Source organism: Olivibacter jilunii (genome assembly GCF_900607235.1).
GTDB classification, from domain to species: domain Bacteria; phylum Bacteroidota; class Bacteroidia; order Sphingobacteriales; family Sphingobacteriaceae; genus Olivibacter; species Olivibacter oleidegradans.
This window is the reverse complement of record NZ_LR027855.1, coordinates 85,438-98,581: the sequence shown is the minus strand read 5'-3', so window position 1 is coordinate 98,581 and position 13,144 is coordinate 85,438. Positions and strand designations below refer to the sequence as shown.

Sequence of the window (13,144 nt, the reverse complement as noted above, 5' to 3'; positions counted from 1 at the left end):
GTCGGTTTGGACGAGAAAATCTGACTCTCTATCGGTTAATCTTTACAGAGTTTGGGATATCCCTTAACATTGTAAGTCAAATGCGAAATAATGGAGAAAGCAAATAGAAGAACACTTGGTATTATTTTTACGCATATTTTGTTGTGGGTACTGTTAGGGTTTACCCTACTCGTTTATCCTCCACTTAGTTGGGGAATTAAGTTACCTGCTGCATTTTGGATAAAGCATGTCAGCATTATCTTTTTTTTCGTTGTTATTTTTTACAGTAATTACCTGCTCTTTACCCCTAGACTCCTTTTTAGGAACAAGCGATTGCTTTTTCTTATATGGTTATTGATTGCACTTTTCTTTGGGCAAGGGCTTGCCCTTTTACTTGAAAGATGGCTGGATTTTCAGGTAATGATGGCGAATGCAAGACAGCGGCCGCCAAAACATGAAGAACTTATCGATGGTTTCACTTTGATGTTCAGTTTACTGGTACTGGGAATAAGTACAACAGTGGCAGCCGTAAGACAATGGCAGCAAGAGGCACGTTTAAAAGACGAGTTGCAGAAACAGCAGATAGCATCCGAACTTTCTTTTCTTAAAGCACAGATCAACCCACATTTTTTCTTCAATACACTTAACAATATTTACGCTTTATCGTTTTCCGATGTGGAGCTCTCCCGAGAGGCCTTGCATAAATTATCGAGAATGATGCGTTATTTGCTATACGAAACAGCGCAAAACGAAACTAGCTTAGTAGAGGAGTTAAAGTTTTTGAAAGATCATATTGAGTTGATGCAATTACGGTTGCATGTCAATAATCAGGTAATCTATAAGGAGCCTGTTTTGTCCCATGATTACAAGATAGCACCGATGCTGTTATTACCCTTTGTTGAAAATGCGTTCAAGCATGGTATTAGTGCAACGAAAGCAAGCGAAATACGGATTGAAGTCTCGGTAAAGGACCAAACTTTACACTTAAAGGTAAGCAATACCTTACAAGAGAAAACAAGCAATCCTTTAGAAGAAAGCGGTATCGGTTTACAGAACACAAAAAGACGCCTTAATTTGTTGTATCCAGGCAGGCATCTTTTAACAATTAACAAAATTGCCAACGATACCATTTATCAAGTCGATTTAACACTTATATTATCATGAACTTGAATTGCATTGCAATCGATGATGAGCCGCTAGCATTGGGGCTAATTAGCAACTATATTGAGAAAACGCCTTTTTTAACGCTGGTAGGCTCTTATGGTAGTGCAATAGAGGCTTTGGATGTATTAGATAAACTTTCCGTCCAACTGATATTCTTAGATATTTATATGCCTGAACTAACAGGAATGGAATTCTCGAAGTTAATGGCACAATCAAATCAAAAAAATACCTGTCGAATTGTATTTACAACTGCTTTCAATCAATTCGCTATCGAAGGTTATCAAGTTGATGCGCTTTATTATCTATTAAAGCCGTTCAATTATAATGAATTTTTACAGGCGGCTAACAAGGCGAAAAGTTACTTTGAATCAATGGAAACGTTACCAGTCGACCAAGATAAAGGTAAAAAAGAGCGTTATCTATACATTAAGTCGGATTATAAACTGATTCGGATTGATTTGAATGATATCGCCTATATCGAATCTATCAAAGATTATGTAAAGATCCATCTGCTCAATAAAGAGCAAGCTATCAGTTCGTTAACAACTTTAAAGAGTATCGAAGAACGGCTTCCTGAAGCGGATTTTATCCGCATACATCGTTCCTTTATTATTGCCGTTAACAAAATAGATGCGTTGGGAAGAAATAGTGTATATGTTGGCTCAGCAGAAATACCCGTTGGCGATCTGTACAGAGAATCGTTTAAAAAATTATTGAACCAATGGGCTTAATTCTCCATTATACAATCATTTTATAACCTACTGCACGAACATTTACGATAGAAATACGATCATCCTTTTGTAAATAGGTCCGAATTCGACTAATAAATACGTCTAAGCTTCTGCCAGTGAAGAAACGATCATGAGGCCATACGGCATGGATAATATCTTGGCGGTGAATGACTTTATTTTTGTTTTCGTAGAGCATTTTGATCAGTTCACACTCCCTGAAAGACAAATTAATTTCCTTCCCTTCCCGATGCTTCAATGTTTGTCGCATACTATCCATGGCATAATCACCGATATGTAAAAAGCGTTTTTGATTTTGCCATTGATTACGTTGTACCAAGGCATTGATACGGACTTTCAGTTCTTCCAGACTAAAGGGCTTACGTAGGTAGTCGTTTGCCCCTAATTCAAAAGCGTTAACAACATCTGCTGTTTGCGTTCGGGCCGTTAGAAATAAAATAGGAGTTTCTGTATCCACTTCCCGTATTTTTTTTGCGATTGCAAAGCCATCCAAACCGGGGAGCATCACATCGAGAATGACGATCTCCGGCTTCATCTGATAAAATAATAAAAGACCTTGCTCCCCATCTGAACAATGGTTCACGTCAAATTCAGCAGATCGCAAATTATCAGCAATAATAAGTCCCAAATCGGTTTCGTCTTCGATTAATAAAAGTGGTATCATATGTTCAGGGGTAAATAAATAGTAAAGGTGGTGCCCTTGCCCGGCGTGCTAATAACCTCAATTTGTCCTTTGTGTTGGGTGATTACTTGTTTTACATAGTGTAATCCCAAGCCAAAACCCTTCACGCGGTGGATATTACCCGTTGGCACTCGATAAAATGGCTGAAAAATATGTTTAATATCGGCAGAAGCAATACCAATGCCGTTATCAGCAATACTCAATACCCATTGCCCATTCTCCATTTTGCTGATTACCCGAATATTGATCGGTTCGACGGTATACTTAATCGCATTATCTAATAAGTTGTTAACGGCATTAACAATATGCATCTTATCAACATTTATTAAGGGTACCTCTTCCTCTATCGATAAGGTGACTTGATGTTGATTGATGAGTTGATGTGTCTCCACCAATTGTAGTAGTAGTTTGTTGGTGTCCACCGGTTCGGGGTGTAAATGCATTCCCTTCTTCTCTCCTACCGCTAAATGCAAAATTTGATCGATAAGGTTCGTAAGGTGCGTCGCCGATCGATGCGTCATTTGCAAATATAGATCGGCTTTTTGCTGATTATCTTTTAACCTCAGCTGTTGCAATGTCTCAGTTGCCGCTAAGACAGTCGCTAGAGGCGTTTTCAGCTCATGCGTCATATTGTTTACAAAGTCGTTTTTTATATCCGCCAGTTTCTTTTGCTTAAAAATGGTGTAAAGCAAATACACAAGACACCCAATCGTAAGGCTTGTAAGTGCAAACGACGAAAGGAGTGCCCATGCCAGGTGCCTAAAAATCCACCAAGTAGGCGTTTTTAGGTATAAGGACAGAAAAAGGTCTTTGGAGGGATCAAGCATCATCGTTGTCGCCTGTATCGGAAAATCAACGATCACTTTTGGATTGGTTTTCCCAAAAGGTACGGAGAAGTGATGACCTCGCAGTGAGCCATTTCGATCTGATCCGGAACGCATAGCTATGCCAAAAACCGGTCTGGTGAGGGTGTGTAGCCTAATCGGTTCAGCAGGTCTCGCCGGTAGCGATCTCGTTACGCTTATGGTGGTCTTTGAGGAACCGCTCATTTTAAATAAGCGAGGCGTTGGCCCAACCATACCGGCTTCAATGCCTTTATCATCCACTCTCTTCGCTTTCAGCGTATCAAGAAAAAATACATTCTGTAAATCCGGACCTAATTTGTTGCGATACCTTTTTTGCAGTGCATGAAAATCCATATGCATGAGAGCAACAGGAAATACCCCTTGCATCGGTAGCGAATCATGTGCAAGCGTATCGTTTGCGGCTATCGCCGTTGCGGGCACACCGCTTATAGCCAGTGCAGCAACTCGATTCTTTTCGTCTGCCTGTTGATAAAACAGCTGCCTAGCCGCGGGAAAGCCGCCTTGTTTTAAAGAGGTATATGCCTCTGGATAAGCGGATCGAAACTGTAGCTCGCGTTCCTCCTGCATGCTTTCGAAGAGTAGGCGCTCGGCATAAGCAATGAAGTTCTCTTTCTCGTGTTGGTAATTACCAACAAGCCAAAAACACTGAAACACAATGGTTACTAAACTGGCCAAGGTAATTAATCCCAATAGATAACGGTGTTGTTTAGACATGCATTTTAAAATAAGAATGAGGCAAAATTAAGAGTAACTCAGTGTCAATGGGTTAAGCTTAACTATTTTTAACAATATGTAACAGTATTTAACACTATTCCTGCACACCTTTGCCTCAGTTGAGCAAGCGAGTTTATGTTTTAAGTTCATCTCGCCCTCTTAATTTGATAATCACTTGATTTATGACGATAATAAAACCCGGACTTTTAGGAACGAAGCTTTTTATTTATTCCTCTTTGATTTTTCTTCTGGTTTCCTGTACGAAAGATGGTACCATTAGCTTGAGCAATACCAATGATAATATCGGCGCAGAAATCGTGGATAGCATTACCGTTCGCACGGCTACCTATCAGCTAGATCCGCTACCCTCCAACGGGCAGGGAGTCCTATTGGTCGGTCATATGAATGATGAAGTAATGGGTAATCTAACGGTCTCCAGTTATTTCCGAATCGGCAATTCGGCCATTAGTAATGTAACTTTACCTGATGACGCGGCTTTCGATTCATTGTCACTTGCCTTGCCGTATCAAGGTTATTATTATGGCGACACTACTTTAACTCAATCTTTTAATCTTCATCGGGTCACGGAAGAGATCGAACTTATTGACGAATCCAATGCTTGGGAGGAAGATGAAAAACCCGTATTTGCCAGCGGTTCTACGCTATTTACGAACAGTGCATTTAGCTACGATGCTATCCCTTTGGGATCTGTCAGCTTTAAACATCGGCCTAAGACTAAAACTTATTCCAAGTCGGATACGGTGTTTGTCAAAGCGAATCAATCATTTGGGGAAGATTTATGGGCAAAAATAAAAAGTGGCAGTAGTCAGGTTAGCAATTCCGAAGAATTTTTGGAATATATAAAGGGCTTTGTATTAGTGCCCACTAGTAAGACTTCTATGTTAACGGCTTTCGCCACCGATTCAATTTTAATGAAAGTCTATTATTCCTATACGCGGAATACAGATGGTAAAAAAGTGCAAGATAGCTTAAATATGAAAGTGGATGATGGCAGCTATCAATTCAATAGCATTAAGGTTGATCGCAGTCAAAGTCTTATCAGCGCATTAAAAGCCGACACCGAAGCTGAGCTGCCCGGCACTGAAACAAAACAGCAGGTTATGTTGCAAGGACTGACCGGTTTGGTTACCAAAATTCAGTTTCCTTATCTCTATGAATTTGTTAACCGGAATGACGTCATTATCAATAAAGCCGAGCTCACCATTGAAACGCCGCCCAATTCACATATACCTTACACACCTCCTCCTAGCTTAAATATGATGCTGGCTGACGAGCATGGTGTGCCCAAATCCTTACTAACCTCCAGTTATGAAACCACTACACAAGTTGCCTATTTGGCAAACGACTTAAGTGGTGGTGTTGGTAATTCAAAATACACCTTCAACTTAACCGAATATGTAAGTAATTATCGAGGGGCAATGGAAGACAAGAAAAGCTCCTTGTATTTAACGATACCTGTAAGTGATCTGCTTACGAAAGTTGACCGGCTATTGATTGGCAAAGGCGATGGTAATTCGCCGATTAAGCTTCGCATATTATATACTAAATACTAATAAAAAATGAAGACTAGATTTATTAAATTGACCATGATGTTTCTCGTGCTGATTACCGCTGCTGCATGTAGCAAGGATCAGGAAGATGATGACGATGAAGAATGGGTACGGGGTGTTGATTTTGACGGACTCCCTAGAAGTGGTGCAGCCAGTTTTATCATTAACGACGATGTTTATATTACAACAGGCTACGGAACCAGCAGTACTCGTTTCAATGATACTTGGGTTTATGATGTGGGAACGGCTACCTGGACGGATCGGGCCAGTTTTCCGGGAGAGGCCCGTAATAACGCTGTTGCCTTTGCCATTAATGGAAAAGGTTATGTGGGATTGGGTACGAATGGAACAAAAATGTTCAATGACTTTTATGAGTATGACCCTCAGCAGGACACCTGGACCCCCATCGCACCTTTTCCCGGTACAGCTCGATATGGCGCGGTAAGCTTTGTAGTCAATAATATCCCCTATGTTGGTTGCGGACAGGATGTTGATGCACAGGATTATAACGATTTCTATACGTATTCGCCGAGTAGCAACAGTTGGACGAAAGTAAACAGTGCGCCGGAAAAAAGAAGTTTTGCCTTCAGCTTTGTGATCAATAATGTCGCCTACCTCGGAGGTGGGACCAATAATAAAGCGTATGTTTCCAGCTTTTATGCCTTTGATGGACAAAACTGGATTGCAAAAGAACCGCTCAGCGGCAGAACGGACGACTATACATATGATTTGCGGCGAAACTTTCCGGCGGTTTTTGTCATTGGTAGCTACGGATTTATAACGGGAGGAACTAATAGCTCTATACTAAGTTCAACCTGGCGATATGATCCGTCGGTTGATTACTGGATTGAACATGACGATTTCACCATAGATGGTGCGTCTTCCCGGCAGCAGGCGGTCGGATTTTCATCGGGTGGTGTGGGGTATGTTGTCGGTGGAAGAAGCGGAAGTACACCATTTGATGATATATGGAAATTCACTCCCGATTTGGTGAAGCATCCGAATTAGTTAGAGTTGAGTGGTTGAATGGTTGAGTAGTTGAATAGTTCGGTGGTTGACTACCAGTACTATTTACCGTTATGACTACTTAACCACTCAACCCATATCTTACTCCAATTCTGCTGATTTTGCCCAAATATTGATGTCGCCGTCTTGTGCATAGCGGTCGATGGCACTCAGCTCTTCTTCCGTAAACGCTAAATTGTCAATAGCGCCGGCGCAATCAATCACTTGTTCCGGTTTACTGGCGCCAATTAAAGCTGACGTCACTTCATTTTTTCTCAACACCCAGGCAATAGCCATTTGAGCCAATGTTTGTCCGCGGGCGGCAGCAATGTCATTCAATGAGCGTATGTTAGCCAGATTACGTTCACTTAGGAAATCGGGGTTTAAAGATTTATGTTGGTTGGCGCGACTATCCTTTGGAATATCCTTTAAATATTTTGTTGTCAGCATCCCTTGTGCCAAAGGCGAAAATACGATGGAGCCCATTCCGGTGTCTTCTAACGCTTCCAATAAACCATCCTTCTCAATCCAGCGATTTAGCAGCGAATAACTTGGTTGGTGGATTAGACAAGGCGTTCCCAATTCGCGCAATATAGCTGCAGCCTCTCGCGTCCTTTGGGCATTATAGGAAGAAATTCCAACGTACAGCGCCCTGCCGGAACGTACAATGTGATCAAGAGCCATCATTGTTTCCTCCAACGGCGTATTTGGATCGAAGCGGTGCGAATAAAAAATATCGACGTAGTCCAAACCCATACGTTTTAAACTCTGATCACAGCTTGCAATGAGGTACTTCCGACTACCCCATTCGCCGTAAGGACCTGGCCACATATCATAACCCGCCTTAGAAGATATGATCAGCTCGTCACGAAGACCGGCAAAATCTTCTTTCAGAATCCGTCCGAAAGCAAGTTCTGCACTTCCGGGAGGCGGTCCATAATTATTCGCCAGATCAAAATGCGTAATACCCAGATCAAAGGCGGTTTGGCAAATGGTTCTTTTTATGTTATGTGGCGTGTCATCGCCGAAGTTATGCCAAAGACCTAGCGAGATGGCGGGAAGCTTTAAGCCGCTGCGTCCACAGGTGTTGTACACCATCTGTTTGTATCGATCGGGATTTGGAGTCCAATTCATTTTCGTATATTTTATGCTTGTTATGGAAGGCTAATATATCATTTGTTTTATAGAAATGATGTCGTGAAATTGCTCATAATAAAATTAGCATAAAAATTACACGGCACGAGGCTTGTTTAGATCGAGTCGCGTCGCGAAGCCATCACTTGTTTCCTTTTTTCCTGCTCTTGCAGTATTCGTTCCAGATGCGGTTTAAATTCCTTGACCAGTTGCTCCTCTGTGATGTTAGTGGCTTTCGGATCTTGCAATAACTTAAACCAAGGTTTATCTCCCTCATAGTCGTACGACCCAAAAACAATAACAGGCGTTCCTTCTGCCAATACATGCTGGTCTTTCTCTACGACCCACTGTTCGGCCCAATCATAGAGCCACTTGGCATCATTTTCCAATAAACGTAAACAAGAATGCGAAGCAGGATAACCCGGCATGGTGTACTGATGCCAGCCAATTCCTTCCTTATTCCGGATATTGAAGTTCCATCGAAGGAGCCATTCGTCGTCCGCCGTACTTACATGCTCCTCCGCCTTCCAGTTGGTAAAAGAAAGTCCTGTTTTAGTAGGGTATTTCTTACTGCCCATGCTACTAGGGCCCCAACGGATAAGCTGTCCGTTTTCATAAGCGGCAAAAGCCTGAATCGGGTAAGAAAAAAACACCATTTTATCAACAGGCTTCAGCTCTTTTACCGTTAAGGGAAAAGGCGTATAGCTATTGATATCGGTTTGTACAGAATCAGGAATAAGCAAGGAATCGACATTATTAAAATTATTGAAATCAATACGGTTCAGTGCTAAAATAACGTGCTGTTGCTGCGCAGTGTACCGTTTTTTAAAACTTTTGAATGCGGTGTCATTATCCTTGATAACGAAAGTTTTATACCCTCCTGAATAAAGGTTAATTTTAGGTGTTTTACGTTCAGGTTTACCTACATCAGTTTGATCGTTTGTTTGTCTATTTTCGCTGCAGGCTATTAGTAGTCCCATAGAAAGGGTTACAACTATCCAATGAACGTGTTTTGTCATACTCATTTTAATTTGTTTAATTAAGTAACAGCCATTTTGTGAAATTGTGTGAAGGTGTTGTTTATTTGAATAAAGGGTAAGGGAATGATGGGATCATATATATTTGGTTTGACGATTTAAAAAGAACCTTTTTTATTAACTTAAGTAACAAGCTACTATTCGATACTCAGTAAAAATTAGCTAAGTTTGAACTATGATTTCTGAAACTACCTATCTCGCTGCAAAAATGATTTCCGCGACATTGGAAAAGTATTTTGCTGAACAGGCTGAATATCAAATGGGAGCGTCGGAAAAGCGCTACCTTCCGAAGGCTAATATCATTGAAGCCGTCATTGATGCAGCGTTTTGGGCCAGCCTACGACGAGAAGAGGGGTATTCACCAAAAATTTCGATTGCGCTAATGGCTTCGGATAATGTCGTGCAGCCATTACGTTTTGCTAATCCGGTACGATTTACCCCCCATAATTTGGTGAAGCTCTCCCCTGCAGTTATTCAACCAAGCATTCATTTGGGCGTTTGGCATGAAGAAGACAATCTGTTTATTTGGGGAACCACTCATGATATTTCCGAATGGTGTTTGGTTTTGGAGGTCATAGAACCGGGACTTTTAGTGGTGAAACATAAAAGGCACGAAGGGTATGGAAAGTTTGTCAATATTGCCGTGCTAAAAGGTGATCAAATTAAAATGGTAGATGAGCGTAATTTAACCTTAAACGGTTATCCCGATTTGCTAGCCTCGCTATTAGGTATGCCGTTACCCGATGCTATTGACGATTCCGTCAATATTTTGGTGGAGTTGGCTGTTGCGATGCGCAGACATAATCGAGGTGGACTATTACTGGTGGTACCCACTCATCAAGATGAATGGAAAGAATCCATTGTACATCCCATCGGTTACTCCATTGATCCGGTGTATTGTGCCCTCGGTGAATTAATCTCAAAACAAGCGGAGGACGAATCGGGAGGTGTTTGGCGAGAGGATATTCTAAGAACGATTGATGTGATCGGTGGATTTACCGCAATAGACGGTGCTACCATTATTACTAAAAATTATGAATTATTGGCCTTCGGAGCGAAAGTAGCCCGAGCAGCGAGAAACGCGCCGGTTCCCAAAGTACTGATCACCGAGCCGGTGGCGGGGCAGGAAGCTGAGATTGTCGATCCGGTAAAGATCGGCGGTACGCGCCATTTGGCAGCTGCGCAATTTGTGCACGATCAAAAAGAGGCTATGGCCTTAGTAGCTTCGCAGGATGGACTTTTTACGGTTTTTGTTTGGTCCGAAACGCTGCAAATGGTTCACGCGCATCGTATTGATACGTTGTTGCTGTAGTTAAGGAGATCAGGTGTGAGGTTTTAGGTGTAAGGTGTAAGGTGTAAGGTGTAAGGTTTTAAGTTTTAAGTAGGTATCAAGACTTTTTTAGTTGTGAGTTGCGAGTTGTGGGTTGCTGGTTTTTTTCCTGTCTTATGTCCTATATCAATATTAAGCTATAGGCGATAGGCTTTAAGCAACACTATGCAAAAAATTCATCGTTCATCATTCCTGCCTACCGGCAGACACTCATCACCCATTCATATACTCAACCTACCCCAAACTTGCTTTCAATTGTTCCAATAAATCGTTGGTACGCGTGGCCTTCACTTTCATCTTACGTACTTTTGGTCGTTTACCTTTTGCTCTTTCCTTGATAATCTTAAGCAGTTCGTCTGTGTATTCGTCTTTGTAAGCAGAAACATCGAAAGAGGTGCTATGCCTATTCACGAGCTCGAGAGCCATATCGATTTCCGCTTTCGTCAATTTTACATTTTGAGGGATGTTTAGTTCCTCGGGTGAGCGTATTTCCTGTTCAAAGCGAAGCTTATTAAGGATCAAAATATTTTCTTTTGCCCGAATCATACAGAGATTTTCGCCTGCACGCATAACAAAGGTCGCAAGCCCTACCATGCCTGCCTTCTCGAGTGCTTTTACCAATAGATGGTACGCCTTTTGTCCACCCTTTTGCGGCTCAATGTAATAGGGAGTTTCAAAATACATGCTATCCACCTCTTTTTCCTTTACGAAGGATTGGATATTGATCATTTTATTTTTTTCAGGACTTGCCTCCTCGAAATCCGTATCTTCCAGTATGATATAATTGTCATTCAACATATAGCCTTTGACGATATTTTCCCAAGCTACTTCCTTTCCGGTGTTTTCATTTACCCGTTGATAGCGGACTCTGGAATGATCCTTTCTGTCCAACATGTCGAAGTCCAGTCGACTTTGTTCTGTAGCACTAAATAATTTAACCGGTATATTTACTAAACCAAAGCCGATAGCGCCTGTCCAAATTGCTCTCATATGCTAATTTATTACAATCTTATTACAGGAAAATAACAGTCGAGATTGTGTTAAGTTTGTTATTAATAATGCTTTTAAAATTGTTTGCAAAATCTTATATTCGGGCCAATATTTTTGGAGTATATCAAAAAAACGCAATTATATTTCCATTTGGTTCAGTTTTTGTTTAATGCGTTTTGATTTTATGACAAAAATTTTTGTATAAAAGTATTAAGGAAGAATTATGTATTGGACATTAGAATTGGCTTCGCATCTAGAAGATGCACCATGGCCGGCAACAAAGGATGAATTAATTGATTATGCTATTCGTTCCGGTGCACCAGAAGGCGTATTGGAGAATCTGAATGAAATGGAAGATGATGGTGAGGCATACGAGAGTATCGAAGAAGTATGGCCTGATTATCCTACTAAAGACGATTTCCTTTTCAATGAAGATGAATACTAAGGTTTTATAGGGCGCCGAGATTTGTAATTTTGGATCGGCGCCTCTTATTTCAGGTCATTTTGTCAGTATCCATCAAACTAACCCCTGGGCTAACATCGCATCTGCAATTTTTACAAAACCACCAATATTCGCTCCCTTTTCATAATTGACATAACCATCCTTTTCTTTACCGTATTTGACGCATATACTGTGTATATCATGCATAATTTGCTTTAGACGTTGATCTACTTCTTTACGAGTCCAGGCATAACGTAAGGAATTCTGAGACATTTCCAGTCCCGATACGGCCACACCTCCGGCGTTAGCCGCCTTGCCAGGGGCAAAATAAATATGTTCTTTATTAAAAACGGCGATGGCAGCTGGCGTACAAGGCATATTCGCCCCCTCGGCTACGCAAATACAGCCATTTTTTGCCAATTGTTTTGCATCCTGCTCATCCAATTCATTTTGCGTTGCATTAGGTAAAGCGATGTCACACTTTATACGCCAGGGCTTCTCATTCGGATAGTATTCGCACCCGAATTTTTCAGCGTATTCACTAATTCTTCCCCGCTCCTTGTTCTTTAGGTCCTTAATATAGGCTAAACCTTCCAAGTCAATACCTTTTTTATTGTAAATGAAACCATCCGAGTCCGATAAGGTTAGTACCTTTGCCCCTTCCTCAATACACTTTTCAGCGGCGAATTGCGCCACATTGCCCGAGCCGGAAATGACGACGGTTTTGCCCTTGATCTCCTGTTTCTGTTGTTTCAGAATCTCCTCTACAAAGTAAACCAAGCCATAACCGGTAGCTTCCGGTCGAATTTGACTTCCGCCCCATTCAAAGCCTTTACCCGTAAGTACACCGGTAAACTCACCCTTAATGCGTTTATATTGACCAAAAAGATAACCGATCTCTCTTGAACCGACACCGATGTCGCCCGCAGGAATGTCAATATCGGCTCCGACATGCCGATAAAGTTCTGTCATGAAACTCTGACAAAATTTCATTACTTCATTATCTGATTTTCCTTTTGGATCGAAATCCGATCCCCCTTTTCCGCCTCCCATTGGCAAACCCGTGAGACTATTTTTAAAGACCTGTTCAAAAGCAAGAAATTTCAAAACACTTAAGTTAACTGAACCATGAAAGCGCAAACCACCCTTATAGGGGCCGATGGCACTATTCATTTGTACACGAAAACCACGATTTATTTCCACCTCGCCCCGATCGTTTAACCAAGGAACCCGAAAGATAATGACGCGTTCCGGTTCGGCTATGCGCTCCAATATCTTAGCGTTTCGATATTCTGGATGTTTTTGCAAAAAGGGAATAATGGTTTCAGCAACTTCCTCAACTGCCTGTAAAAATTCAGCTTCCCCTGCATTTCGCTTTTTGATATCTTCAATAAACTGCTCTTTTGATAGATCCATATAAAAAATTGCGTTAATATAGTTTTAAATGATTGCAGCTGAAATGTAAGGAAATTTTGTCAAAA

12 protein-coding genes are annotated in these 13,144 nt (G+C 41.3%); 6 read left to right on the top strand and 6 right to left on the bottom strand.

The features are described from left to right. Positions 1–90: 90 nt before the first annotated feature. Positions 91–1,143 (top strand): sensor histidine kinase, encoded by a 1,053-nt coding sequence (locus tag E0E36_RS21820; RefSeq protein WP_130857748.1) that lies wholly within the window; start codon positions 91–93, stop codon positions 1,141–1,143. Beyond that, positions 1,140–1,874, top strand: coding sequence for a LytR/AlgR family response regulator transcription factor (locus E0E36_RS21815; RefSeq protein ID WP_130857747.1), 735 nt, complete (start codon positions 1,140–1,142; stop codon positions 1,872–1,874). Before E0E36_RS21820 ends, E0E36_RS21815 begins: the two co-directional genes overlap by 4 nt. 7 nt (positions 1,875–1,881) lie before the next feature. On the opposite strand, the gene E0E36_RS21810 is transcribed toward E0E36_RS21815, so the two are convergent. Both E0E36_RS21810 and E0E36_RS21805 read right to left on the bottom strand, forming a co-directional pair. After that, positions 1,882–2,556, bottom strand: coding sequence for a response regulator transcription factor (locus E0E36_RS21810; RefSeq protein WP_013666676.1), 675 nt, complete (start codon positions 2,554–2,556; stop codon positions 1,882–1,884). Beyond that, positions 2,553–4,154, bottom strand: a complete 1,602-nt coding sequence (locus E0E36_RS21805; RefSeq protein WP_130857746.1) for a sensor histidine kinase — start codon at positions 4,152–4,154, stop codon at positions 2,553–2,555. The genes E0E36_RS21810 and E0E36_RS21805 overlap by 4 nt, the downstream gene beginning before the upstream one ends. A gap of 182 nt (positions 4,155–4,336) precedes the next feature. Here E0E36_RS21805 and E0E36_RS21800 point away from each other — a divergent pair, with 182 nt between their 5' ends. Both E0E36_RS21800 and E0E36_RS21795 read left to right on the top strand, forming a co-directional pair. Next, positions 4,337–5,728, top strand: coding sequence for a DUF4270 domain-containing protein (locus E0E36_RS21800; RefSeq protein ID WP_130857745.1), 1,392 nt, complete (start codon positions 4,337–4,339; stop codon positions 5,726–5,728). Positions 5,729–5,734: 6 nt separating this feature from the next. Then, entirely contained in the window at positions 5,735–6,733 is a 999-nt protein-coding gene (locus E0E36_RS21795) for a Kelch repeat-containing protein (RefSeq protein WP_013666679.1), read from the top strand. A gap of 99 nt (positions 6,734–6,832) precedes the next feature. Here E0E36_RS21795 and mgrA read toward each other — a convergent pair whose 3' ends face one another. Next, the gene (gene mgrA, locus E0E36_RS21790; protein WP_130857744.1) at positions 6,833–7,864 is read right to left on the bottom strand and encodes an L-glyceraldehyde 3-phosphate reductase; all 1,032 of its coding nucleotides are present in this window, start codon (positions 7,862–7,864) and stop codon (positions 6,833–6,835) included. A 116-nt stretch (positions 7,865–7,980) separates the two neighbouring features. After that, the gene (locus E0E36_RS21785; protein WP_242627363.1) at positions 7,981–8,889 is read right to left on the bottom strand and encodes a L,D-transpeptidase; all 909 of its coding nucleotides are present in this window, start codon (positions 8,887–8,889) and stop codon (positions 7,981–7,983) included. Between the two features lie 187 nt (positions 8,890–9,076). On the opposite strand from E0E36_RS21785, the gene E0E36_RS21780 reads away from it, so the two are divergent. Beyond that, positions 9,077–10,213, top strand: coding sequence for a putative sensor domain DACNV-containing protein (locus tag E0E36_RS21780; protein WP_013666682.1), 1,137 nt, complete (start codon positions 9,077–9,079; stop codon positions 10,211–10,213). A 252-nt stretch (positions 10,214–10,465) separates the two neighbouring features. Here E0E36_RS21780 and ku read toward each other — a convergent pair whose 3' ends face one another. Beyond that, positions 10,466–11,221 carry a non-homologous end joining protein Ku gene (gene ku / locus E0E36_RS21775; protein ID WP_130857743.1) on the bottom strand — a complete coding sequence of 252 codons (756 nt, stop codon included), beginning with the start codon at positions 11,219–11,221 and terminating at the stop codon, positions 10,466–10,468. A gap of 223 nt (positions 11,222–11,444) precedes the next feature. On the opposite strand from ku, the gene E0E36_RS21770 reads away from it, so the two are divergent. After that, positions 11,445–11,666 carry a DUF2795 domain-containing protein gene (locus E0E36_RS21770; protein ID WP_013666684.1) on the top strand — a complete coding sequence of 74 codons (222 nt, stop codon included), beginning with the start codon at positions 11,445–11,447 and terminating at the stop codon, positions 11,664–11,666. Positions 11,667–11,738: 72 nt separating this feature from the next. Here the strand turns inward: E0E36_RS21770 and gdhA are convergent, their stop codons facing one another. After that, on the bottom strand, positions 11,739–13,079 hold the full coding sequence (gene gdhA / locus E0E36_RS21765) for an NADP-specific glutamate dehydrogenase (protein ID WP_130857742.1): 1,341 nt from the start codon (positions 13,077–13,079) through the stop codon (positions 11,739–11,741). Between the last annotated feature and the right edge of the window lie 65 nt (positions 13,080–13,144).

What these genes read in the sequence shown, in the direction of transcription:
- E0E36_RS21820 (WP_130857748.1), top strand. Translation starts at nt 91, where the DNA reads ATGGAGAAAGCAAATAGAAGAACACTTGGTATTATTTTTACGCATATT.
- E0E36_RS21810 (WP_013666676.1), bottom strand. Translation starts at nt 2,556, where the DNA reads ATGATACCACTTTTATTAATCGAAGACGAAACCGATTTGGGACTTATT.
- ku (WP_130857743.1), bottom strand. Translation starts at nt 11,221, where the DNA reads ATGAGAGCAATTTGGACAGGCGCTATCGGCTTTGGTTTAGTAAATATA.
- mgrA (WP_130857744.1), bottom strand. Translation starts at nt 7,864, where the DNA reads ATGAATTGGACTCCAAATCCCGATCGATACAAACAGATGGTGTACAAC.
- E0E36_RS21805 (WP_130857746.1), bottom strand. Translation starts at nt 4,154, where the DNA reads ATGTCTAAACAACACCGTTATCTATTGGGATTAATTACCTTGGCCAGT.
- E0E36_RS21795 (WP_013666679.1), top strand. Translation starts at nt 5,735, where the DNA reads ATGAAGACTAGATTTATTAAATTGACCATGATGTTTCTCGTGCTGATT.
- E0E36_RS21780 (WP_013666682.1), top strand. Translation starts at nt 9,077, where the DNA reads ATGATTTCTGAAACTACCTATCTCGCTGCAAAAATGATTTCCGCGACA.
- E0E36_RS21815 (WP_130857747.1), top strand. Translation starts at nt 1,140, where the DNA reads ATGAACTTGAATTGCATTGCAATCGATGATGAGCCGCTAGCATTGGGG.
- E0E36_RS21785 (WP_242627363.1), bottom strand. Translation starts at nt 8,889, where the DNA reads ATGAGTATGACAAAACACGTTCATTGGATAGTTGTAACCCTTTCTATG.
- E0E36_RS21770 (WP_013666684.1), top strand. Translation starts at nt 11,445, where the DNA reads ATGTATTGGACATTAGAATTGGCTTCGCATCTAGAAGATGCACCATGG.
- gdhA (WP_130857742.1), bottom strand. Translation starts at nt 13,079, where the DNA reads ATGGATCTATCAAAAGAGCAGTTTATTGAAGATATCAAAAAGCGAAAT.
- E0E36_RS21800 (WP_130857745.1), top strand. Translation starts at nt 4,337, where the DNA reads ATGACGATAATAAAACCCGGACTTTTAGGAACGAAGCTTTTTATTTAT.